Genomic DNA, 23,228 nt, shown 5'->3' on the forward strand with positions numbered 1-23,228 from the left:
AGGGAGCCTGATCGCTTGAACGCACCAGAAGTGGTAACCTCACCCTCGCGCAACACCAAAACCGCCGCGACCGACGCCAATCACTTCATCTTGACGTTCGAGAACAACCGGCATGCCAGCGAGCTTTTCGGCCAGTTCGAACAAAACCTGAAGTTGCTGGAGCAGCGCCTGAATATCAATGCCAGCGCGCGCGGCAATTCCGTCTCCATCTCCGGCGATATCATGGCCACCAACCAGGCGCGCCGGGCGCTAGATTTCCTCTATGCCAGGCTGCAAAGCGGCGGCAGCGTAGAGGCCTCCGACGTGGAAGGCGCGATCCGCATGGCGGTAGCCGCTGACGACCAACTGACCTTGCCGACGCTGGAGCGTAAGGCCAAGCTCAGCATGGCGCAGATTTCTACCCGCAAGAAGACCATTGTTGCTCGCACGCCCACCCAGGATGCCTATATGCGGGCGCTGGAACGGTCCGAACTGGTCTTCGGCACTGGCCCGGCGGGCACAGGCAAGACCTATCTGGCCGTGGCGCAGGCCGCGCAATTGCTGGAACGCGGCGCCGTCGACAAGATCATCCTGTCGCGCCCGGCGGTCGAGGCGGGCGAGCGTCTGGGCTTCCTGCCCGGCGATATGAAGGAAAAGGTCGATCCTTACCTGCGGCCGCTCTACGACGCGCTCTATGACATGATGCTGGGCGACAAGGTGGAGCGGGCGATTACCGCGGGCGTGATCGAAATTGCCCCGCTCGCCTTCATGCGCGGACGCACGCTGGCCAATGCCGCCATTATCCTTGACGAAGCGCAGAACACCACATCCATGCAGATGAAGATGTTTCTGACACGTCTGGGTGAAAATTCGCGGATGATCATTACCGGCGACCCGAGCCAGGTGGACCTGCCGCGTGGCGTCAAATCCGGCCTGGTCGAGGCCTTGGATATTCTGGCGGGCGTGGAAGGTGTGTCCTTCGTGCGCTTCAAGGATGTCGATGTTGTGCGTCACCCGCTTGTCGGGCGGATCGTCAGGGCCTATGATGCCCAATATGCGCAGCCTGAGCCTCACTATACGCAGCCTCAAGAAGGCGAGAAGTCGGAATAACCTGTTGCTGTGTCCTTGGTTGAGTGCGTGTCATTGATGAAGAAACTTGACGTTCAGATCGCTATCGAAACCGATGGCTGGCCGGATGAGGCGGAACTTGAGGCGTTGAGCACACGGATTTTGGATCATGCGGCGGATTTCATCGCTGCTGAAGGCCAGCCTTTTGCACCGATGCCAGCGGAGGTTTCTCTGGTCTTTACCGGGGATACCGAGATCCAGGCGATCAACAGCGAATGGCGCGGGCAGGACAAGCCGACCAATGTCCTGTCCTTTCCGGCGTACCCGATAGAGCCCGGCGATAAGCCGGGACCGATGCTGGGCGATATCGTTATTGCCCGCCAGACCGTGGAGCGGGAAGCGGCGGAGCTGGAAAAAACATTTACGGACCATCTGACGCATTTGATGGTCCATGGATTCCTCCACCTTTTCGGTTATGATCACATGACCGAGGATGAGGCGGAGGAGATGGAGGGACTGGAGACTCGCATTTTGGCCGGTCTTGGCTTATCTGATCCTTATGCGGGTCAAGTCCCGGTTTGATAGAACGGTAAAATGAGCGATTTTTCGACACGATCGGCCAGTGAGGCCACGAAGGAGCAGGACAGCTCCTCCTCTGAAGAGGGGTCTAGTCCGCAGCGAAGTTCCGCGGCCCACAAGCCGCAATCATCTTTCTGGGCGCGTGCCGCCCGGATACTGAAACCCACCAGCGCCAGCCTGCGTGAGGATATCGCCGACGCGCTGATGTCCGACAGGGCCGCTGAAGAGGCCTTTTCCGCTGAAGAGCGGGCGATGCTGCATAATATCCTGCGCTTTCGCGAAGTGCGCGTCGAAGATGTCATGGTGCCTCGCTCCGATATCCATGCTGTCGATGTCGAGACCAGCATCGGCGAATTGATGACCCTGTTCCAGCAAACCGGCCATTCACGCATGCCGGTCTATTGCGACACGCTGGACGATCCGCGCGGCATGGTGCATATCCGCGATCTTCTCTCCTATATCACCCTGAAGGCACTGAACGGCAACGGCCTCGATCTCGCCTGCGTCGATCTGGGGGTGACGCTGGAAGACGCCGGTATCATCCGCTCCATCCTGTTTGTACCACCGTCCATGCAGGCTTCCGACCTTCTAGCCCGTATGCAGGCTGCCCGCACCCAGATGGCGCTGGTGATCGATGAATATGGCGGTACCGATGGCCTGGTGTCGCATGAAGACATCGTCGAAATGGTGGTTGGCGACATTGAAGACGAGCATGACAAGGAAGAGGCCCTGGTCACTCGCGTCTCACAGGATGTCTATCTGGCCGATGCCCGTATCGAACTGGAGGAAATCGCCGAGGTGATCGGTCCTGATTTCGATATCAGTGCGGAAATCGACGAAGTCGATACGCTGGGCGGATTGCTTTCCACCGCGATTGGCCGGGTGCCGCAGCGCGGTGAGGTGGTGCAGGCGGTGGCGGGCTTCGAGCTGCATATTCTCGACGCCGATCCGCGAAGAGTGAAGAAGGTCCGCATCACCCGCATGGCGCCCATTGCCAAGCGCTTGCAGGAAGGCGTCGATTTGCAGACAGTCGGATCGGGTCGGGATAAATAGCGGACCACTACAGAGCCGTGCGCCATATATGGCGCACAAAGGTTCGCTGTAGCTCTTTATATCTGCTGCATAATTTTCTCCTTAAATCGAGTCCGATTTAAGGAATTATGCAGTAGCCGATCACATATGGTTTGAGGCAGGGCGGTAGTTTTCAACAAGAACTGCCGCCCTTTCGATTCACGCAGGCAGGGCTGTGGTAGGGCCTTGCATTATGCAGCAAAGTCTTGAGGGCGAAGATGGAACGGTTGGCGGCAAGGATCATGCTTCTGGCGGGATGGCGGCGTGCCCTTCTTGCCATTGCGTCAGGCGCGGTCGGGGCACTGGCATTGCCGCCGGTTGGGTTCTTCGCGGCTCTGTTCTTCTCCTTCTCCATGCTCGTCTGGCTGCTCGATGGTGTGAGCGGCAATCCCGACCGGAACTGGTCGCGGGGACTGCGGTCTGCCTTCTGGATCGGCTGGTTGTTCGGCTTTGGTTATTTTGTTGCCGGGCTCTGGTGGCTGGGCAATGCATTGATGGTGGAGGCTGATGAATTTGCCTGGGCGCTGCCGCTGGCAGTGCTTGGTCTGCCGGCGGTGTTGGCGGTGTTTTATGGCCTAGCTTGCCTTGCCGCCCGTCTGCTGTGGTCCGAAGGCCTTGGCCGGATTGCCGCGCTGGCGGCGATGTTCGGTATAACCGAATGGCTGCGCAGCTTTGTTGCCACGGGCTTTCCCTGGAATGCCATCGGCTATGGCGCCATGCCCATCCCCCTGATGATGCAATCGGCTTCGGTGCTGGGTCTTTTCGGGGTTTCGGCCCTTGCCGTCTTCGTCTTTGCTGCCCCCGCTCTTCTGGGAACCCGCTACGGGGCAAAGCTCGGTCTGGGGCTGGCGGGATTATTGATCTGCGGCCATCTCGGCTACGGCGCCTACAGGCTGTCACTGCCGGAGCCGGAAGGGCGCAAGGTGACAGTGCGTCTGGTTCAGCCCAATATAGACCAGGCAGCGAAGATGGATGATACCGACCGTGTTGCCATTTTCGAGAAACATCTTCGCCTGACGGCGGTGCCGACACCGCCAGATCAGCCACGCCCGGATGTGATTGTCTGGCCGGAAACCACCATTCCCTTCATCCTCACCGAAAATCCAGACGCCTTGCGGCAGATTGCCGGGACGTTGCAGGAGGGCCAAGTGCTGATCACCGGCACAGTGCGCTCGGAAGATCAGGGCGCCGGCATTGCCCCGCGCTATTATAATTCGATCTATGCAATCGATAGTCATGGGCAGATCATTGCCGCCGCCGACAAGGTCCATCTTGTGCCATTTGGGGAATATGTCCCATGGCAGGACATCCTCTCGAAGCTCGGAATTACCAACATTATCGACCTGCCGGGGGGCTTTTCTCCAGGGGCGTCACGGTCCCTGATGACCCTCCCGGGCGGACTGAAGCTCTATCCGTTGATCTGTTACGAGGTCATTTTTCCTGACGAAATGGTTAAGGGATTATCCGGGGCCAATGCCATTATCAACGTCACCAACGATGCCTGGTTTGGAGATACGCCAGGTCCATTTCAGCATTTTCAACAGGCCAGATTACGCGCCGTCGAGACTGGACTGCCAATTATTCGGGTCGCCAATAATGGCATTTCTGCCTTAATTGATGGACGGGGACGGGTGTTTTCGGGTTTGCGATTGAACGCTGAAGGCGTGGAAAATGCAACTTTTACGCTATCTGTTGCGCCCGAAACCGATGTAAATCATAATAAATACAACTTACGGGCGGTAACTGCTTTGTTATTATCTACGGCTGTAATTTCTCGTTTAGGTTTAATATCGAGAGTGAATTGACGAAAAACCCCTAAAAATGCATAGTGCTGTAGCTTGGTAGTGCTTGTAATCCAGCGCTTGAAGCGCTGGCGTGTGCAACGTAACGTTATATGAAGTTGCAAGCGCTACGGGTTAAGATCAATTTCAACTGTCTTTAGGATCGTCACATGCTCGAAAACAAAAAGAAGCCTAACCCCATCGACATTCATGTCGGTAGCCGGATTCGTCTTCGCCGCACCATGCTCGGAATGAGCCAGGAAAAGCTGGGCGAAAGCCTCGGCATTACGTTTCAACAAATTCAGAAGTACGAAAAAGGCACAAATCGCGTCGGCGCCAGCCGCTTGCAGAATATTTCAAGCATTCTTAATGTACCCGTCTCGTTCTTTTTCGAGGATGCACCGGGCGAGCAGGTTGTAGCAGGCGCCAATGGCTTTTCCGAGGCGGCTAGCTCCAACTATGTCGTCGACTTTCTCTCGTCTTCCGAAGGCCTGCAACTGAACCGCGCTTTCGTAAAGATCAACGATCCGAAAGTGCGTCGTAAAGTCGTCGATCTGGTCAAGGCGCTTGCCGCCGACGCAGACACGGAATAACCGGGACCCTCAGGGCTCGAAAAAAAAGCGGCGATTAAGCCGCTTTTTTTATGTCTTGGTCATCTCTCAGAAAGGCTTGCTGACATAAAGATATATTTATGTCGTTGTGTCCTTGTTTTTAAGGCGTCGAGCCTTTATCACAGGAACATCTGGTTCATTGAGGGGAATCCCGCATGCGCTCAAACTATCTGTTTACGAGTGAATCCGTTTCGGAAGGTCATCCGGACAAGGTCTGCGACCGAATTTCAGACGAAATCGTCGATTTGGTCTATCGTGAAGCGGCACGGACCGGGGTCGATCCCTGGACGGTGCGCATCGCCTGCGAGACGCTGGCGACCACCAATCGGGTTGTCATCGCCGGTGAGGTTCGCCTGCCGCCGAGCCTGATGAAGACCGACAAGAATGGTAATGACGTCATCAACCCTGCCAAGTTCAAGGCTGCGGCGCGCAAGGCAATCCGCGACATCGGCTATGAACAGGACGGCTTCCATTGGAAGACCGCCAAGATTGACGTTCTCCTGCATTCCCAGTCGGCTCATATCGCCCAAGGCGTTGATAAGGCTGCCGACCACGAAGGCGGCGAAGGCGCAGGCGACCAGGGCATTATGTTCGGCTATGCCTGCGGCGAAACGCCGGACTTGATGCCGGCACCGATCTATTATTCCCACAAGATCCTCCAGCTTCTCTCGGCAGCCCGCAAAAAGGGCGAGGGCGACGTGGGCAAGCTTGGCCCCGATGCCAAGAGCCAGGTCACTGTCCGCTATGTCGACGGCAAGCCTTCGGATGTCGCTTCCATCGTGCTTTCCACGCAGCATCTCGACGAAAGCTGGGATTCGGCCAAGGTCCGTTCGGTCGTTGAACCCTATATTCTCGAAGCGTTTGGCGACCTGAAGGTTGCCGATGACTGCAAGTGGTACATCAACCCGACCGGCAAATTCGTGATCGGCGGTCCCGATGGCGATGCAGGCCTGACAGGTCGCAAGATCATCGTCGACACCTATGGTGGTGCTGCCCCCCATGGTGGCGGCGCATTTTCCGGTAAGGATACCACCAAGGTCGACCGCTCCGCTGCCTATGCAGCCCGCTATCTGGCCAAGAATGTGGTTGCAGCCGGCTTGGCGGACCGCTGCACCATTCAGATCGCGTATGCGATCGGCATTGCCCAACCTTTGTCGATCTATGTCGATCTGCATGGCACCGGCAAACACACCGAGGATCAGATCGAGGCGGCAATCCGCAGCGTGATGGATCTGTCCCCGACCGGCATTCGCCGCCATCTCGATCTGAACAAGCCAATCTATGCCAAGACGTCCGCTTATGGCCATTTTGGCCGCAAGGCTGGCCGCGACGGCTCCTTCGCATGGGAGAAGCTTGATCTGGTCAAGCCGCTCAAGGAGGCCTTGAAGGGCTGAATACGATGACCACAGACCGCCGTAGCCGGGCGACCGAAGCCTTTTTCGGTCGTCGCAAGGGAAAGCCGCTTCGCGATCAGCAAGTCGAGCGGATGACCCATCTCCTGCCCGAACGCAAGTTGGACTTGGGTTCGGCAGCACCTGGCGATTTGACGACACTGTTTCCTGTGTCGGTGCAGCGCATCCGCCTGGAAATCGGCTTTGGTGGTGGCGAACATCTCGCCCACCGCGCCAGACACGATGCCGCGACCGGCTTTATTGGCGTCGAGCCCTTCGTCAATTCCATGGCCAAGCTGTTGGCCGTGATCGAGGATGAGGGCCTGCCCAATATCCGGGTCTATGACGATGACGCGACGCAATTGCTGGACTGGCTGCCTGCCTCATCGCTCGATCAGATCGATCTCCTCTACGCTGACCCCTGGCCAAAGCGCAAGCATTGGAAGCGCCGTTTCGTCTCGCAGGTCAACCTGGAGCGGTTTCACCGGGTGCTGAAACCAGGCGCAAATTTCTGCTTCGCCTCCGATATCGATACCTATGTGAACTGGACGCTGCTGCATTGCCGCAACCATGGCGGTTTCGACTGGCTGGCCGAAAGTTCCGCCGATTGGCTGACACCTTATGAGGGTTGGCCAGGCACGCGCTATGAGGCCAAAGCTCGCCGCGAAGGCCGCTCTTCAGCCTATCTGACCTTCCGCAGGACATAATACAAGGCCTTGAAGACGTTCGAGGACTCTCCGAAGGTCGCTCTCATTTTTATCCAAAACGCGAATCAAAACACCCTGCGCAATGCCTGACGCAGGGTGTTTTCAGTCAATCATTATCGATCAAAGCTCAGTGCAGGCTGACGGTTTTTAGCTCGTCTTCTGCGGCCTTGAAGAAGGTGGAGGAGCGGTTATCGGTGAGCAGGATGGGTGTGCCGTCGGCGGCAAACAGCGCCCAGAGATCCGTGCGCGGGTCGATTTCCGGGGCATCGGGAAAGCAGCGGGACACTTCGTCGTAACGGATCTTGCGGATATAGCCCACTTCGCCGGAGCCAAGATGTGCCAGCTCATTTTTCGAGAGCTTGGAGGTGGCTTCTTTAATCAACATTCCGGATCTCCGTCATTGAGGGAGGGGCGGCACAACAGCCTTCACCAGGACGCGCGAAATCTGCTGTAACACCCTATATCTTTTGCAGGATATGTACCTGAAACCGATCCGGTCGAAGGGACTTGTGCAAAAGCGCCATGATCCTAGTCTGAGGCGGAAATATTAATTTTCCTTACCATTTGCTGCGTATCAGGACGAATTAGTTCGACCAACAGTAGGCCGTTCCGCATCCGTGCGCGCGAAACGTCCATTCCGTCCGTTAACAGGAAACTGCGCTGAAAGTTCCGTGCTGCTATGCCGCGAAACAAATAATCGGCATCCGGTCGTTCGTTTTGGGAGCCTCGAATGATCAGCTGGTTTCCCTCGACTACAACCTCCAACTCGCTCTCGGAAAAGCCCGCCACGGCAAGGGTAATCCGCAGCCGGTCGCCTTCATGGTCGCTCGTGCGGCGAACAAGCTCGATATTATAGGGCGGATAGCCGTCGCTGGTCCGGGCCAACTGGCTCAACACGGCATCGGTGATGTCGAAACCCAGCAGCAGGGGTGTGGTGATGGATTTTGTCCGTCGCATTCTGTCCTCGTCTGGCCCCTCCGCTGGACGACAAGTCGGTCCTTGCCTGCCAGTTGTTGCGGGATTGTGTTTCCGGTGGTCGGGATGTCTCCACCGGCTGATCGCTTTGGTTAGGATATGGGAGCCCCGAGGGCGGGAAACAAGCATTTGATCGGCACGATAGATCTTGACAATAGCCCGGCTGCCCGTTCATCAAACCCCATCAATCCAAGGATAGGCCCGCATGGAAAAGTCCAGAAAAATCATCATCGATACCGATCCCGGTCAGGACGATGCCGCAGCCATCATGCTGGCGCTTGCCAGTCCCGATCAGTTGGAGGTCCTTGGGCTGACGGTGGTTGCAGGAAATGTTCCCCTGTTGATGACCAGCCGCAATGCCCGCATCGTCTGCGAACTGTCGGGACGATCAGACCTGCCGGTCTATGAAGGTGCGTTAAAGCCTCTGGAGCGGCCTCAGGTGACGGCGGAACATGTGCATGGCAAGACCGGGCTGGACGGGGCCGAGGTCGATGAGCCGCTCATGCCGGTTCAAGACCAGCATGCGGTCGATTTTATCATCGACACCATTCGCCGCGAACCAGCGGGCACCATTACCCTCTGCACACTCGGACCGCAGACCAATATTGCCCTGGCCCTGCAAAAGGCCCCGGATATTGCACCGCGCATTCGCGAGCTGGTGATGATGGGCGGTGGCTTTTTCGAGGGCGGCAATATTACCCCTGCGGCGGAGTTCAATGTCTATGTCGATCCGCAGGCATCCCGGATCGTGTTCGATTCGGGCATCCCGATCGTGATGATGCCGCTGGACGTCACCCACCAGCTTTTGACCACCAAGGCCCGGGTTGCCCGCATTGGCGCCATCGGTACACGGGTGGCCGAGGTCATGGTTGCCTGGCTGGAGTTTTTCGAGCGTTTCGATATCGAGAAATACGGTTCGGATGGTGGGCCGCTGCATGATCCCAGCGTGATTGCCTATCTTCTCCAGCCGGAGCTGTTTTCCGGGCGTGATTGCAATGTAGAAATCGAAACCGCATCCGAACTGACGGTCGGCATGACGGTGGTGGACTGGTGGGGAGTGACCGGCCGCACGCCCAATGCCAAGGTAATGCGCGATGTCGATGCTGATGGGTTCTTTGCCTTGCTGACGGAACGGTTGGCGCGGCTTTAAACCTGGTGCAAATTCTCCTTATCCTTCTTTGTGACTTGGTCCGGCCATTTTCTTTTGGCCGGGCCTGTGGCACATCTGAGGGATGAGCACACCGAAAACGTCACCAGAGCCCGCCGATTTTACCCATATCCGTGATTGGGTCTTCGACCTCGACAACACGCTTTATCCGCATCACATCAATCTGTTCGCCCAGATCGATCGCAACATGACCACCTATGTTGCTGATCTGTTGCAGATGGAGCCGGATGAAGCGCGGGTCCTGCAAAAGCGCTACTATCATGAGCATGGTACGACGTTGGCAGGCCTGATGGCCCATCACGGCGTCGACCCGAACGATTTCCTGGAAAAGGCCCATGCCATCGATTATTCCGCCCTGTTGCCGGATACGGCTTTGGGCGAGGCGATCAAGGCTCTGCCGGGACGAAAGTTTATTTTCACCAATGGCACGGTGGAGCATGCCGAGGCGGCGGCGAGGGCGCTCGGCATTCTCGATCATTTCGACGACATTTTCGATATCGTTGCTGCGGCCTATCTGCCGAAACCGGCCAGCCAGACCTATGACACATTCACTCGGCTGAAGCAGATTGATACCGGGCAGGCAGCGATGTTCGAAGATCTGCCGCGCAATCTTGTCGTGCCGAAGGCGCTGGGCATGAAAACCGTGCTGCTCGTGCCGCGCAATCTGGAAACCGTGGTGCTGGAAAGCTGGGAGCGGATGGATAGTGACGAAGGCCATGCGCATGTCGATTACGCCACCGACGATCTGGCGTGCTTCCTTGGTTCTCTTTTGGCAGGTTCAGAGTGAGTGAGACAGGCCTTGAGCATCGGACCATTGCTCTAGATAGTTATTAACTACAACATTACAAAAAAGTAACCAGCATTACAGAACCTTAAGTGGCCGCCGCAGGGGCGAGTGCCTATCCTCCCGATATTGCAGAACGAAGTCTGCCTCAGGCCGACCGTCTTCTGCAACGTTTATAAGGCTGCATCGTTCGATCACAGAACCGATTTCCGGTCTTGAAACGATGTGGCACCGAGGAAAGGAAACTCCATGAGTGCGAAGAAAACGACCATTGCGGCCCTGGCGGCTACCCTGCTGGTCAGCGCGTCATCCGGTGCCGTATTTGCAAAAGACGTTAAGGCACCGCCTCCGCCGCCACCACGGCCTGAAGAGATGCGTGACGCCTGCGGTCCCCGTCCGATGATGATGCATGGACCGGCAGCGATGTTCATCTTTGCCCTCCAGCAATTCGACACCAACAAGGACGGCAAGATTTCCAAGGAAGAGGCCAAGGCTGCTGAAGACAAGCTGTTTACGGCCATTGATACCGACAAGGACGGCGTTCTGACGCCGGGTGAATTGCGCAAGTTCCATGAAGCACGCATGGAGGCCATGCGTGCCGAGATGCCGAAGCCTCCGGCGCCTGAGGGTGCTGCGCCAGCAGATCCCAACGGGCCAAAGCCTGACGAGGCCATGGATAAGGCGACCCCGCCGCCGCCAGGTGGCCCCGGTGCTGAAGACGACGCGATGGGACCGCCTGATGATGGTATGGCCGATTGCGGTCCGAACCGTCCAGGGCCTGAACGCTGGGCGAAGGAACGCGGTCCGGAGGGCGAGCGAATGGGTGGACCCAGGGGTCCGCATGGCCATCGCCCGATGATGGCGATGGGGCCAATGGGTGGTCCAATGGGTGCGATGCGCCTGCTGGAGAAAGTCGATACCGATGAAAATGGCCAGATCAGCAAGGCCGAAGCCGATGCGGCACTCGATAAGCTGTTCACCCGTCTGGATACCAATAAGGATGGGTTCATTTCGGCCGATGACTTCCCGAAGGGACCATCGATCCTGCCTTGATTGTCTGGCCATGATCGCCCGAGCCTGATTGCATGGCCCTCATTGCGTGCGCTTCGATAAGCCAGGTGCGGATGTGCAAGACGGTCTTAAATGAAAAGCGCCGTGCGTTAGAGACGCACGGCGCTTTTTTGAGTTTATTGATCAGGCAGAGGCGAACCCGGCATCCCTGGCGAAAATCAGAATTCCTCCCAATTGTCGCGGCTGACGGCGGCATTGCCATGGCTTACCGGAACAGACTGCTGGGCTCTGCGCGGCGGCTGTGCTCTTGGAGCAGGCGCAAGTGAGGCCTGTACTGAGCGCACTGGTTGGGCGACATCGTTTCCGGTTCTAAATTGCGCGAGCAGATCCGAAAGGCGACGGCTTTCCTGATTGAGACCAGCCCCGGCGGCATTCATTTCTTCCACCATCGCGGCATTTTGCTGGGTCGCCTGATCCATGTGGTTGACGGCGGTATTGACCTCCGCCAGACCGCTGGCCTGCTCCTGGGCGGCCGTCGCAATGGCGTCCATATGCTGGTTCATGTCTTCGACCACCTTGGAAATGGTCGTCAGGCCTTCGCCGGTATCGTTGACCAGCTTGACGCCTTCACTGACAGCGGCTTCCGAATTGCCGATCAGCGACTTGATTTCCTTGGCGGCATTGGCAGACCGCTGCGCCAGTTCGCGCACCTCCTGGGCAACGACCGCAAAGCCCTTGCCTGCCTCGCCAGCGCGGGCGGCTTCGACGCCTGCATTCAAGGCCAGAAGATTGGTCTGGAAGGCAATCTCGTCGATCACGCTGATGATCTGGGTGATCTTGCGCGAGGCATCCTCGATCCGCTCCATGGCGGCGACGGCATTGTTGACCACGGTCGCCGAATGTTCGGCATGCTGGCGGGCATTACGCACCAGATTGCGGGCTTCGCCAGTCCTCTTGGATGTTGCCTGTACGTTGGAGGTGATCTGCTCCAGTGCGGCGGCGGTTTCCTCCAGCGAGGCGGCCTGCTGTTCAGTGCGCTTGGCCAGAGTGTCGGAGGCCTGCGAGATTTCACCACTGCCATTGGTGACGCCCCTGCCGACCTGACCAACAGCCACGAGCGCCGAACGCAATTGGTTGACCGAGGCATTGAAGTCGTGGCGAAGCGGTTCGAACTGGGCGGCAAACTGCTGATCGATTTCGCAGAGAAGGTCGCAGGAGGCTAGCCGTTTCAGGCCGGCGGCCAGCGCGCCCGTTGCTTCGTTCAGGCGGCGTTCCGCATCTTCCTCGGCGCGGCGCTGGACATCCTTGCGTTCCTGCTCCGCATTGAGCCGGTTCTGTTCGGTCTGCGCTTCCAGCTGAACTTTCGCCAGGGCCGACTGCCGCATCACTTCAACGGCACCAGCCATTTCTCCGATTTCGTCCTTACGGTCGGCGTCGGGTACGGTGACATTCAGCTTGCCATCGGCAATATGCAGCATCACCTTTGCCATGCGGGTCACAGGGCGCGACACGCCCAGGATGATCCAGCCGGTCAGGATGCTCATCAACAGCACGCCGAACAGAATGACGCCTATGGTGACATAAGAGGACTGCGTATAGGCTGCCTCGGCCGCTGTGCTTGAGGCAGCAGCGCCACTATCGTTAAGCTTGATGATTTCGCCAAGCGCGATGAAGCTGTCGACCAGCGGTTGGCGGGCCGGTGCGATCGCCGCAGTCGCAGTGGCCTGATCCTTCGCGGCGACAGCGCTCATGATCTTCTTTTGAAATTCCAGATAGCGGGTCCATTTGGCTTCGAAATCGCCCCACAATTTCTTCTCAGCATCGTTGCGCAGGGTTGCGCGGAAGTCCGCATAGGATTTCGGAATGGATGCATCCATTTCCGCGAATTCGTCATCCAACCCTTTGATTTCGGATGGATCGACGGCAATGGTCTTGCGAATCGTCGTCGTGTGATAGCGCAACATGGTGAACTGAATGCCATCCAGTTTCGCCATCCGCGGCATCCACACCTGTCGTGTATCGGAGGCTGCCGAAAAGACCACGGACGTCTGCTTGTAGCTGAACAGGCCGAGGAGGATGACAAGCATGAGAGCCGCCCCCGCCATCACCATTAATCGCGTCGAAATCCTTAAATTCATTACTATGCCCCCCAGGCTGGCATCCCAATATTTGGCCGCCTGAGAATTGATCCAAATTGATAAATTAAAAATGAAGGTATCGGTCATATACGTAATGTGAGGGTGAAATTTACCCCCTATGATTGCGCTATGGCGAGAGACATCTTGTCACTGAAAGCAAAAATGCGATGGGATGGTTTTCAAGCCGCATCGCCGGACTGAGTCGGCACAGCGAAAAATCCAGCTCCCTGTGGGCCAGATCGGTAAGCATCTACAGACGCACATGTTGAGCTAATAAACTCATGCGCGTTCAGATGAACAATAATTTTAAAATGAGAAAATGGCGCACCCGAAGAGATTCGAACTCCTGACCCCCAGATTCGTAGTCTGGTGCTCTATCCAGCTGAGCTACGGGTGCGTCTGACGCCGTCGTTTCCGTTGGCGTGCCGATCCTCTAAAGCGAGACGTGTTTGATTGCAAGCAGAATCGGTAAAAAAATCCGGTTTGATTTCCAGTTTGTCTTTAACGGTCTGAAGAGGTTCGGCTTTTCGACATGATCCTTGAAGCCGACTTCATTATGCTCGAAGCCGGAAGGTGTCGAGCGCCACCGGCCTGTCTGGAATTTCGATCCGGAACTGTGTGCCGGAGGAGGGTTTTTCCATCAGCGCGATCGTTCCGCCGTGCGCCAGCACGATTTCGCGGGCGATGGCGAGGCCGAGGCCTGTGCCGCCGGATCTGGCCGAGCCGCGAAACGGCGTGAACAGGTTTTCGCGGGCCTTGCGCGGCAGGCCAGGGCCGTTGTCGTCAACGGTGATTGCAACGACGCTACCGATGCGGTGGGCCGATAGCATGATGCGAGGTGTTGCGGTGGTCATTTCCGTCATGGCGGATGAAAGCGCCTGGGCAGCATTGCGGCAGAGATTGTGAATGACGCGGAACAATTGCTCGCTGTCGGCGTCGATTTCTATCTCTGGTGCAATCTGATCGACAAAGTCGATGCCCTTGTCCAGGGCGAGAATATCCTGCACTTCCTGACTGAGCGTGGAGAGCACAAACCGGCGCCGGCGGGGCTCGGCTTCCGAAGCCTGTCCATAGGCCAGCACTTCACTCGTATAACCGACGGCCCGGTCGATCGTGCGGACCAGTTTGGGCGCAAAGCTCTTCACCATCGGATCGTCGACATCCACCAGCCGGTCGGACATCAACTGGGCGGAAGCAAGGATATTGCGCATGTCATGATTGATCTTGGAAACGGCAAGCCCGAGATCGGCCAGGCTTTTCTGTTGCCTCAAGGTCTTTTGCAGATCCTCCTGCATCGTGGCCAGATGGCGGGCGACAAAGGCCAATTCGTCGCGACCGCTGATCACTTCCATCACCCGGTCAGGATTTTCCGGGTCGCTGGCAAATCCCTGTATATTGCGGCTCAGCCGACGAATCGGATTGATGAGCATCCGGTTCAGCGTCACGAACAGCAGGAGGCCGGTGATCACCGAAATGATCAACGATACGACGGCAATGCGCGTTGCATAGGCCAATAATCCGCGATGCAGAGGCGCATCGGACATCACCACTTCCACCCGCATCGACGTATCGCCGATTGGGCCGGAAACGCTGATCAGCCGATTGCCGCCGAATAGCAGCGTATCGACTGCGTCCTTGATGGCCATCAATGTCCCCACATCGGAAATGTCATATTGACCGTCCACTTCCTGTGGCATGTCCGCCATGGCCAGCAGCCGCGTCGTGCCATCCTTGGTGAGCGCAATCGCCTTGGTTCCGGTGGCAAGCAGGGTGTCGGCCTGGACGTCCTTGGGAAGTTCAGGTGGCTGTAGCCCATCGATCACCACTGCGGCGGCTGCTGCCTTGTTGATATGGTTTTTAAGCCAATTGAGGCGCATCGTGGCAATCGACGGTGCAAAAATCAGCACCTGCGCCGCCAGCACGAAAACCACGGTCAACACCAGCAGCTTGCCGGACAGGCCGCGCAACCGGCTTGGCATCGACGCTGCCTGCGCCTGCTTTGCGTCCTGTGCCTTTCGCCTGCCCATCGACTAGCCTCATTTTGCCGGGCGATACTTTGGTTTTCTGTACCGTTTGCCAGCTGTGCCGTATCATGTCGACCACAGCATACCATGCCTCATGCATCCGGTAAAATGCGGTGCAGCAAAGATTTCGGTTCTCAGCGGAGCGCCAAACATGGTGTAGTTAGGTTCGCTCCGGCATTTTATGCGAGAGATGGATGATGGGTCTGACAGTCGTTAGCCTGAATGACGACAAGCGAAAAAACGCCCGCTTCCGCTAGATTTTGTCAGGGTTCTGAACCCGGGAAAGCCCTGGCAAGATTGACTCTCGCCTCTATCCTCCGTATAAGCCGCGCGGCTTGCATAGGTTTCCCGTTCTGCGGGCCCGTAATGCTTGCCTTAATCCTAACGCTCTTGCAATTCGTTGCAAACCCAAGAAGGGCCGCACACCGCGGTATTTAAAAAAATGAAGCGTACCTATCAACCGTCCAAGCTCGTTCGCGCACGTCGTCACGGCTTTCGCGCTCGCATGGCAACCAAGGGTGGCCGTAAGGTTCTGTGTGCTCGTCGCGCTCGCGGCCGCGCACGTCTTTCGGCTTAAGGCCGGGTTGGCCCGATGAAAGCGCCGGGCTTATGACGTCACTTAAGACATCCAAAACTGTCGGGCGGCTGAAAAGCCGCCCGCAGTTTCTTGCTGTTCGCGCCGGCGAAAAGCGCAAGGGGCGCTACATTCTCCTAGAAGTGCTGGATCGGGCCGAACCCGATACGCCTCCTCGCGTCGGTTTCACCGTCACGAAAAAGCATGGCAATGCTGTCGAGCGCAATCGTATGCGACGCCGGTTAAAAGAAGCTGTGCGGACTGGCGTGGGCTTTGCAATGCAGCCCGGACATGACTATGTGATCGTTGCGCGACGCGACGTGCTGGCGGCTCCTTTTAGCGAGCTTCGGGACGTGTTGCAGCGCCGTATTCAAGAAAAATCCAATGTTCGGCGTCAAGATACGGCCCGTTCCAGGAAAGTATGATGGAAAACAACCGCAATTATCTCATCGCGATTGCACTGTCGGTGATGGTCGTCCTGGGCTGGCAGTTCTTCTACATGAACCCGCGGATCGAGGCGCAAAGACAGGCTGAACAGGCCCAGCAGGCCCAACAGGCGAAGACCCCGGCCACTCAGGCAACGCCGGGCGCAGCCGTCAATGGCGCCCTGCCGGGTCAGACCCAGGCCAGCGCCACGACAAGCCGCGAAGACGCTGTCGCCAAGTCGGCTCGGATTGAAATCAATACCGAAGCGCTGTCCGGCTCCATCAATCTCACGGGTGCACGGCTCGACGATCTTCGCCTGAAGGGCTATCACGAGACCGTCGACAAGACGAGCCCGATCATTACCCTGCTCAATCCGGCCGATACCAAGGACGGCTATTTCGCCGAAATCGGCTTTATCGGCGGCGAAAAATCCGGCAGCGTTCCAGGGCCATCGACGGTCTGGACGGTCAAGGATGGCCAGAGGCTGACCGAAACCACCCCGGTAACGCTGACCTATACCAATGAAACCGGTCTGACCTTCAGCCGCAAGATTTCGGTCGACAAGCATTACATGTTCACGATCGAAGACACGGTTGCCAATGCCGGGGGCGCTGACATCAGCCTTGCCCCCTATGGCCGTGTTACCCGCTACAACAAGCCCGCCGTTGCCTCCACCTATGTGCTGCATGAAGGCTTTATCGGCGTGATGGGTTCGGGCGATGGTAAGTTTGCCTCGGTCGAAGCAAAATATGCGGCTATCGAAAAAGAAAACGAGACCAATGCCAAGGCAACCGGTGGCTGGCTCGGGATTACCGATAAATATTGGGCCGCGACCCTCGTGCCACCGCAGTCGCTGGCTTATGATTCCCGCTTCTCGCATTTTACCGATGGCCAGGCTCGCTTTCAGGCAGATTACAAGAACGATCCGGTGACGATTGCACCGGGTCAATCGACCACACTGAAGACGCTGCTGTTTGCTGGCGCCAAGGAAGTGCCAGTTGTCGATGGCTATGCGCTCGACAAGTCCTGGTTCGGACAGGCGTTCACCAATCTGTTTGCTGGTGCCAAAGACACGGTGCAACAATATGACATTCCACGTTTCGATCTTCTGATCGATTGGGGCTGGTTCTATTTCCTCACCAAGCCGATGTTCAAACTGATGGACTTCTTCTTCCGTCAGGTTGGCAATTTCGGCGTGGCTATCCTGCTGACGACGATCGCCGTCAAGCTGTTGTTCTTCCCGCTGGCCAGCAAGCAATATGCGTCCATGGCCAATATGAAGCGCATGCAGCCGAAGATGGAAGAGTTGAAGGCCAAGCACGGCGATGACCGTATGGCCCTGCAACAGGCGATGATGGAGCTTTACAAGACGGAGAAGATCAATCCGGTCGCCGGTTGCTGGCCGCTGCTGTTGCAAATCCCGGTCTTCTTCTCGCTCTATAAGGTAATCTATATCACCATCGAAATGCGCCATGCGCCGTTCTTCGGCTGGATCAGAGACCTGTCGGCGCCCGATCCGACCAGCATTGTCAACCTGTTCGGCCTGCTGCCGTTCGAATCGCCTGCCATGCTGCATCTCGGCATCTGGCCGATCATCATGGGCATTACCATGTTCGTGCAGATGCGGATGAACCCAACGCCGCCAGACCCGACCCAGGCCATGCTGTTCAACTGGATGCCGCTGGTCTTCACCTTCATGCTCGGGTCTTTCCCGGCTGGTCTGGTGATTTACTGGGCCTGGAACAATACGCTGTCGGTGTTGCAGCAGTCGATTATCATGAAGCGCCATGGGGTGAAAATCGAACTATTCGATAATCTCAAGGGGCTTTTGCAGCGAAAATCCGCTAAGACGAAGTAATCAGGCCAGATGACAGCAAAGCCCCGGCCTCGCGCCGGGGTTTTTGTTTGATCGGTGGATCAGGATCTGCCGCAGGAGAGAAGACGATGACTGCAACAAAGGCAACGAGCGACCAGCCGCTGTTTGGCCGGCCATGGATTTTTATCCGCGGCGTGCCATCGATGAAATTTCTGCCGCCGGAAGGCCCGCTGGAGATCGCCTTCGCGGGGCGCTCCAACGTGGGGAAATCATCGCTGATCAATGCGCTCGTCGGCCAGAAGGGCTTGGCGCGCACGTCCAACACGCCTGGCCGCACCCAGGAGCTGAACTATTTCGTTCCCGAGGGCTATAGCGGCGAGGGCGATGACCTGCCGCCGATGGCGCTGGTCGATATGCCGGGCTATGGCTATGCCAAGGCGCCCAAAGACCATGTGGATGCGTGGACCAAGCTGGTCTTCGACTATCTGCGCGGACGGGCGACGTTGAAGCGGGTCTATCTGCTGATCGACAGCCGCCACGGCATCAAGAAGAATGATGAGGATGTGCTGACATTGCTCGACAAGGCAGCGATGTCCTACCAGATTGTGCTGACCAAGACGGATAAGATCAAGGAGGCGGGCGTGCCGCGTCTGATCGAGGAAACGCTTGAGAAAATCCGCAAGCGTCCGGCAGCCTATCCCTTCGTGCTTTCGACGTCCTCGGAAAAAGACAACGGATTGAAAGAATTGCGTGCGGCGATTTGCGAAACCGTCGGGCATTTCGGCTGATGTAATGTACCTCCCGGCCTTGGCGTAACCGCTGGGCTTGCTGTTGGAGGCTTTGTCTTCTGGTATTTGGCTGGCGAAATAGCAGAAAAAGCCCGGCGGTAGGTGGCACTCTACCGCCGGGCACTGCCGAAACTGCCAGTCTTTACCAGAAAAGTGGCCCGCCAGCCGCTCTTCCAGCTCGGACTGTGAGGGGGTTACATCTTCGGCAGCAAGACCTTGTCGATGACATGGATAACGCCATTCGACTGTTTCACATCGGCGATGGTCACATGGGCAACGCCGCCGGTCTCATCCGTCAGGGTGATCTTGCCCTTGGATTCCTTGGCCTTCAGCACGCAGCCGCCAACCGTCTTGACGTCATGCTCGCCACCATCGTCCTTGATCATCTTTTCGATGGCCGTGGACATGGCATCGGCGGCAACCACATGGCAGGTCAGCACCTTCGTCAGCTTTTCCTTGTTTTCCGGCTTCAGCAGGGTTTCCACCGTACCTTTCGGCAATTTGTCAAAGGCTTCGTTGGTGGGCGCAAAGACCGTGAACGGGCCTTTGCCCTCCAGTGTTTCGACCAGGCCAGCCGCCTTGACTGCGGCGACAAGGGTCGTGTGATCCTTGGAATTCACGGCGTTTTCAACGATATTTTTGTTTTCATACATGGCGGCGCCACCGACCATCGGGTTCTTGGCAAAGGCCACGGCGCTTCCGGCCGCAATGATGGAAACGGCGGCCAGCAGGCGAAGGGTGGTCTTGGTCATGGGTCTAGGTCCTCTTCCCGGTTGATTATGTCTTTGGCTGGTATGGCCGCAGGCCGGATCGGCCAGAAACCATGCAGCAGATTGAAAACCGTTACAGCAGCCTTGAATGTCGTCGTCAGACGCAGGCCGTTGTAACGTCCCCGCGCAATGGCGGGGACAATGGTAAAGACGGAGGTTCGGGAAAAAGAGTTTCAGGTTCGGTGCAGAAAAATGAAAATGACTTTTAATATTTTGATTTTAAAGCGCTATTTCTCTTAAGGGATATGAGTTTTGCCTGAAGCGATCACCGGCCCTGTCGCCGTCCCCGTCGGCGAACCACCGAAAGGCTCAATGCTGACGGCGAGCGTCACGCCATCCTTCAGACGTGGGCGCATGCTGTCGGGAACCAGGAATTCACCCTCGCCGGATTGCGGGAGCACGCCAAGCGAGCGCGGTGGCTTATTGGCCTCGACCATCCATAATTCCAGCGATTTCTGTCCCTCGGCACGCGACGCGACCGGCGTGACGCGCAACCGTCCGCTTTGCCGGTCATAGCTGGCAACCAGCGACAAATCTGCATTTTGAGTTTCCAGATCCGCCACCAGCGGGCGTGCGCCGTAACGGCTCTCCCAGACGCCGAGCTCGACGCCGATCAGACTGGCGACCGCGATCAGACTGGTCAACGACAGGCCGCGCCAGAAGGGGACGGAATGCCAAAGTCTTACCCAGGGACCAGCGGGGCCGGTGCTCTTCTCGGTAAACAGCCGGGCTTCCAGCTTCTGGAAACTTTCCGGTCGAGGCAATTCCACGCCATAATCGTCATTGAACTGTGAAAGGTTCTCCTCCCAGCGCTGAACGATGGCGGCGAAGGGCCTATCCCGCTTTAGCCGGGCCTCCACCTCAACACGGCCTTTGGCCGAAAGCACGCCGAGCACATATTCCCCCGCCAGAACCTCGTCCCTGGAGCGGTCTCCCTTGCTCTGATCCGGTGTCGTCATCTTTCCAAGCACTCTCTCAATGCCAAAAGGCTGCGTCGCAGCCATGTCCTCATCGTGTTCAACGGTACATTGAACTGCTCCGCCAACTCCTGGTAGCTAAGCCCCTCCACATAGGCCTGCCGCACGGCGGCGGCGCGGTCAGCTTCCAATGCTTCCATGCAGCTGTCAATCCGCTTTCCTTCACTGCGTATGCTGGCTGCCTGTTCCGGGTCTGGTGCGCTGTCAGCAACATGCCAGGCCTCGTCGAGTTCGATCACAACCGGTGTCCTCATGCGCAGACGGTCTATGCAGTGATAACGGGCGATGGTTCCAAGCCAGCCCATGGCATTATGGCCTGTCGCGGCAAAGCTTTGAGCCCTCTGCCAGATTTTTACGAAGATTTCCTGCATCGCGTCTTCCGCCTCGCCTCTGTCTTTGAGCAGACGGAGACAGATGCCAAAAAGTTTCGGGCTGGTGCGCCGATAGAGCTCCGACAGGGCCATGCGGTCCCTGAGCGCAATTTTCCCCAGCAATATCCCGATCTCATCGCTCATCCATGCATCCACTTCGCGTAATGGTCCAGGGAAGCTGCGTTCATTGCAGTTTCCCCATATCATTTCGATCAACAGTGCCGTCTGGATTATTCCATCTGCCGTATTCTTGAGGTAAAAGGCGCCGAACCAACCGAAGGGATCCTCAATGAGCGCCTCCGAAAGCCAGACCCAGGCCCGCCTTCTTGCGCAGGCGTTGCCCTTCATGCAGCGCTATGAAAACAAGACGATTGTCGTGAAATATGGTGGTCACGCCATGGGCGATGCCGAGTTGGGCCGGGCCTTTGCCGCCGATATCGCACTGCTGAAACAGTCCGGTGTCAACCCGATTGTCGTGCATGGCGGCGGCCCACAGATCGGCGCGATGCTGACCAAGATGGGGATCGAATCGAAATTCGAGGGCGGCCTGCGCGTCACCGATCAGAAAACCGTCGAAATCGTCGAAATGGTGCTGGCCGGATCGATCAACAAGGAAATCGTCGCGCTGATTAATCAGACCGGCGAATGGGCGATTGGCCTTTGCGGTAAGGACGGCAACATGGTGTTTGCCGAAAAGGCCAAGAAAACCGTTATCGATCCGGATTCCCATATCGAACGCGTTCTGGACCTTGGCTTTGTCGGTGAAGTGGTCGAGGTTGATCGCACGCTGCTCGATCTTCTGGCGAAGTCGGAGATGATCCCGGTGATTGCCCCTGTGGCTCCGGGTCGTGACGGCCATACCTATAATATCAATGCCGATACCTTTGCCGGTGCCATTGCCGGTGCGCTCAGGGCTGACCGGCTGCTGTTTCTGACCGATGTCCCCGGAGTCTTGGACAAGAATGGCGAGCTGTTCAAGGAATTGTCAGTGGCCCAGGCCCGCGCACTGATCAAGGATGGCACGATTTCCGGCGGCATGATCCCCAAGGTCGAAACCTGCATCGACGCGATCAATGCTGGCGTACATGGCGTTGTCATCCTGAACGGCAAGACGGCGCATTCCGTTCTGTTGGAAATCTTCACGGAACATGGCGCGGGTACGCTGATCGTGCCCTGAAACTATGCAGTCAGGCCTTCGGCGCCGCGCTGATCAAGCACGGCGCCGATTCGGCATCAGAGTCTTTCCGTGACGGCGTCTGCCAGCGGAATAGCGGGCTGCGCGCCAGCTTTCAGACAGGCCAGTGATCCGGCGACGGCAGCGCGATGTAGCGCCTCCTCGAAGGCAAGACCCGCATCGAGACCAGCGGCCAGATAGCCGCAGAACGTATCCCCGGCACCGACCGTATCGACCGGCTCGATGGTCAAGCCGGATGCCCGCTCAATCTTGCCGTCGCGGATGGCGATGACGCCTTCGGCGCCAAGCGTCACGATCAGGATCTGTCCGGTTTCGCCATGCAGGCGGACAAGGGCGGCCTCGCGTTCCGCAGCTCCCATATTTGTCTCTCCGGCCAGCCGCTCGAATTCGGTTTCATTGGCGATGACGATATCGGCCATTCGTCCGAGGCGCGCGGCTTCATCCGTCAGCGGCGCAATATTGAGGATGGTGCGGATACCGGCGGCCTTGGCCTCATGCAGAGCGGTTTCGACGGCTGCGGCTGGAATTTCGAGCTGGAGCACCAGACTGTCGTTGCGGGTCATGGTCTTGATAGCGGCGCTGGCATCGGCGCTGGTCAGGCTGCCATTGGCACCTGGAACGACAGCAATCATGTTTTCGCCGTCACCGCCGACGAGAATGAGTGCGGTTCCCGTTGCTTCCGCTACGGTCTTGACGCTGTCGAGATCCGCTCCGCTTTCCTCCAGAAGTGCCAGTGCAGGGGCTGCGAACCCATCCTTGCCGACCGCGCCAGCCATCCGCACCTGCGCGCCCGCACGGCGTGCGGCCAAGGCCTGATTGGCACCCTTGCCACCGGCTGCTGTAGCAAAGCCGTTGCCTGCCACCGTCTCACCCGGCTTGGGCAGGCGGCTGGTGGTCGCGATGAGATCCATGTTGATGGAGCCGAAAACGGTAATCATGGGCGCACTCCTGACGATGCTGCTTGAATGATGCGGGCCTGAAGGAAACCGGTCCGACTGATTCGGGCTCTGTTTTGCGGCAGGGA

At 57.6% G+C, this 23,228-nt stretch carries 24 protein-coding genes and 1 tRNA gene; 16 read left to right on the top strand and 9 right to left on the bottom strand.

Annotated elements, in window-relative coordinates; translation table 11 throughout:
• Window positions 1-15 precede the first annotated feature (15 nt).
• The 7 genes from G6L01_RS00180 to trmB all read left to right on the top strand — a co-directional run bounded on the left by G6L01_RS00180 (window position 16) and on the right by trmB (window position 7,187).
• Window positions 16-1,089 (top strand): PhoH family protein, encoded by a 1,074-nt coding sequence (locus G6L01_RS00180; RefSeq protein WP_070163720.1) that lies wholly within the window; start codon window positions 16-18, stop codon window positions 1,087-1,089.
• Window positions 1,090-1,125: 36 nt separating this feature from the next.
• Window positions 1,126-1,629, top strand: a complete 504-nt coding sequence (gene ybeY, locus G6L01_RS00185) for an rRNA maturation RNase YbeY (protein WP_070163719.1) — start codon at window positions 1,126-1,128, stop codon at window positions 1,627-1,629.
• A 12-nt stretch (window positions 1,630-1,641) separates the two neighbouring features.
• On the top strand, window positions 1,642-2,679 hold the full coding sequence (locus G6L01_RS00190) for a hemolysin family protein (protein WP_070163717.1): 1,038 nt from the start codon (window positions 1,642-1,644) through the stop codon (window positions 2,677-2,679).
• A 236-nt stretch (window positions 2,680-2,915) separates the two neighbouring features.
• Window positions 2,916-4,502, top strand: coding sequence for an apolipoprotein N-acyltransferase (gene lnt / locus G6L01_RS00195; protein WP_174089168.1), 1,587 nt, complete (start codon window positions 2,916-2,918; stop codon window positions 4,500-4,502).
• Window positions 4,503-4,648: 146 nt separating this feature from the next.
• Window positions 4,649-5,071 carry a helix-turn-helix domain-containing protein gene (locus tag G6L01_RS00200; RefSeq protein ID WP_070163713.1) on the top strand — a complete coding sequence of 141 codons (423 nt, stop codon included), beginning with the start codon at window positions 4,649-4,651 and terminating at the stop codon, window positions 5,069-5,071.
• Window positions 5,072-5,244: 173 nt separating this feature from the next.
• Window positions 5,245-6,483, top strand: a complete 1,239-nt coding sequence (gene metK, locus G6L01_RS00205) for a methionine adenosyltransferase (RefSeq protein WP_070163711.1) — start codon at window positions 5,245-5,247, stop codon at window positions 6,481-6,483.
• Between the two features lie 5 nt (window positions 6,484-6,488).
• Window positions 6,489-7,187: a tRNA (guanine(46)-N(7))-methyltransferase TrmB gene (trmB, locus tag G6L01_RS00210; protein WP_070163709.1), complete on the top strand. Its 699-nt coding sequence runs from the start codon at window positions 6,489-6,491 to the stop codon at window positions 7,185-7,187.
• Between the two features lie 127 nt (window positions 7,188-7,314).
• Here the strand turns inward: trmB and G6L01_RS00215 are convergent, their stop codons facing one another.
• On the bottom strand, window positions 7,315-7,572 hold the full coding sequence (locus G6L01_RS00215; protein ID WP_012654842.1) for a BQ00720 family protein: 258 nt from the start codon (window positions 7,570-7,572) through the stop codon (window positions 7,315-7,317).
• A gap of 143 nt (window positions 7,573-7,715) precedes the next feature.
• Window positions 7,716-8,144: an Hsp20 family protein gene (locus tag G6L01_RS00220; protein WP_070163707.1), complete on the bottom strand. Its 429-nt coding sequence runs from the start codon at window positions 8,142-8,144 to the stop codon at window positions 7,716-7,718.
• Between the two features lie 223 nt (window positions 8,145-8,367).
• Here G6L01_RS00220 and G6L01_RS00225 point away from each other — a divergent pair, with 223 nt between their 5' ends.
• The 3 genes from G6L01_RS00225 to G6L01_RS00235 all read left to right on the top strand — a co-directional run bounded on the left by G6L01_RS00225 (window position 8,368) and on the right by G6L01_RS00235 (window position 11,167).
• Entirely contained in the window at window positions 8,368-9,312 is a 945-nt protein-coding gene (locus G6L01_RS00225) for a nucleoside hydrolase (protein ID WP_070163705.1), read from the top strand.
• A gap of 82 nt (window positions 9,313-9,394) precedes the next feature.
• The gene (locus G6L01_RS00230; RefSeq protein ID WP_070163703.1) at window positions 9,395-10,117 is read left to right on the top strand and encodes a pyrimidine 5'-nucleotidase; all 723 of its coding nucleotides are present in this window, start codon (window positions 9,395-9,397) and stop codon (window positions 10,115-10,117) included.
• Window positions 10,118-10,363: 246 nt separating this feature from the next.
• Window positions 10,364-11,167, top strand: a complete 804-nt coding sequence (locus G6L01_RS00235) for an EF-hand domain-containing protein (RefSeq protein ID WP_070163702.1) — start codon at window positions 10,364-10,366, stop codon at window positions 11,165-11,167.
• Between the two features lie 176 nt (window positions 11,168-11,343).
• Here the strand turns inward: G6L01_RS00235 and G6L01_RS00240 are convergent, their stop codons facing one another.
• From G6L01_RS00240 to G6L01_RS00250, 3 genes are all read right to left on the bottom strand, one after another.
• Entirely contained in the window at window positions 11,344-13,212 is a 1,869-nt protein-coding gene (locus tag G6L01_RS00240; RefSeq protein WP_071207180.1) for a HAMP domain-containing methyl-accepting chemotaxis protein, read from the bottom strand.
• A 371-nt stretch (window positions 13,213-13,583) separates the two neighbouring features.
• Window positions 13,584-13,660, bottom strand: a tRNA-Arg gene (locus tag G6L01_RS00245).
• 157 nt (window positions 13,661-13,817) lie between these two features.
• Window positions 13,818-15,290: an ATP-binding protein gene (locus tag G6L01_RS00250; RefSeq protein WP_070163698.1), complete on the bottom strand. Its 1,473-nt coding sequence runs from the start codon at window positions 15,288-15,290 to the stop codon at window positions 13,818-13,820.
• A 439-nt stretch (window positions 15,291-15,729) separates the two neighbouring features.
• Here G6L01_RS00250 and rpmH point away from each other — a divergent pair, with 439 nt between their 5' ends.
• The 4 genes from rpmH to yihA all read left to right on the top strand — a co-directional run bounded on the left by rpmH (window position 15,730) and on the right by yihA (window position 18,891).
• A complete protein-coding gene (gene rpmH / locus G6L01_RS00255) occupies window positions 15,730-15,864 on the top strand; it encodes a 50S ribosomal protein L34 (RefSeq protein WP_080516945.1) in 135 nt (44 codons plus the stop codon).
• 32 nt (window positions 15,865-15,896) lie between these two features.
• On the top strand, window positions 15,897-16,286 hold the full coding sequence (gene rnpA, locus G6L01_RS00260) for a ribonuclease P protein component (RefSeq protein WP_070163696.1): 390 nt from the start codon (window positions 15,897-15,899) through the stop codon (window positions 16,284-16,286).
• On the top strand, window positions 16,286-18,145 hold the full coding sequence (yidC, locus tag G6L01_RS00265; RefSeq protein WP_070163695.1) for a membrane protein insertase YidC: 1,860 nt from the start codon (window positions 16,286-16,288) through the stop codon (window positions 18,143-18,145). Before rnpA ends, yidC begins: the two co-directional genes overlap by 1 nt.
• 86 nt (window positions 18,146-18,231) lie before the next feature.
• Window positions 18,232-18,891 (top strand): ribosome biogenesis GTP-binding protein YihA/YsxC, encoded by a 660-nt coding sequence (gene yihA / locus G6L01_RS00270; RefSeq protein ID WP_070163693.1) that lies wholly within the window; start codon window positions 18,232-18,234, stop codon window positions 18,889-18,891.
• A 194-nt stretch (window positions 18,892-19,085) separates the two neighbouring features.
• Here the strand turns inward: yihA and G6L01_RS00275 are convergent, their stop codons facing one another.
• Window positions 19,086-19,643, bottom strand: a complete 558-nt coding sequence (locus G6L01_RS00275; protein WP_015914750.1) for a fasciclin domain-containing protein — start codon at window positions 19,641-19,643, stop codon at window positions 19,086-19,088.
• A 71-nt stretch (window positions 19,644-19,714) separates the two neighbouring features.
• Here G6L01_RS00275 and G6L01_RS00280 point away from each other — a divergent pair, with 71 nt between their 5' ends.
• Window positions 19,715-19,870, top strand: a complete 156-nt coding sequence (locus G6L01_RS00280) for a hypothetical protein (RefSeq protein ID WP_156584249.1) — start codon at window positions 19,715-19,717, stop codon at window positions 19,868-19,870.
• 27 nt (window positions 19,871-19,897) lie between these two features.
• On the opposite strand, the gene G6L01_RS00285 is transcribed toward G6L01_RS00280, so the two are convergent.
• Both G6L01_RS00285 and G6L01_RS00290 read right to left on the bottom strand, forming a co-directional pair.
• Window positions 19,898-20,620 carry an anti-sigma factor gene (locus G6L01_RS00285; RefSeq protein ID WP_070163691.1) on the bottom strand — a complete coding sequence of 241 codons (723 nt, stop codon included), beginning with the start codon at window positions 20,618-20,620 and terminating at the stop codon, window positions 19,898-19,900.
• On the bottom strand, window positions 20,617-21,153 hold the full coding sequence (locus tag G6L01_RS00290) for a sigma-70 family RNA polymerase sigma factor (RefSeq protein ID WP_070163689.1): 537 nt from the start codon (window positions 21,151-21,153) through the stop codon (window positions 20,617-20,619). Before G6L01_RS00290 ends, G6L01_RS00285 begins: the two co-directional genes overlap by 4 nt.
• A gap of 145 nt (window positions 21,154-21,298) precedes the next feature.
• Between G6L01_RS00290 and argB the strand changes: the two genes are divergently transcribed.
• Window positions 21,299-22,186, top strand: coding sequence for an acetylglutamate kinase (gene argB, locus G6L01_RS00295; protein WP_015914753.1), 888 nt, complete (start codon window positions 21,299-21,301; stop codon window positions 22,184-22,186).
• Between the two features lie 56 nt (window positions 22,187-22,242).
• Here argB and G6L01_RS00300 read toward each other — a convergent pair whose 3' ends face one another.
• Window positions 22,243-23,142, bottom strand: coding sequence for a ribokinase (locus G6L01_RS00300; RefSeq protein WP_071205960.1), 900 nt, complete (start codon window positions 23,140-23,142; stop codon window positions 22,243-22,245).
• Between the last annotated feature and the right edge of the window lie 86 nt (window positions 23,143-23,228).

Source organism: Agrobacterium vitis (assembly GCF_013337045.2).
Lineage (GTDB): Bacteria > Pseudomonadota > Alphaproteobacteria > Rhizobiales > Rhizobiaceae > Allorhizobium > Allorhizobium vitis_B.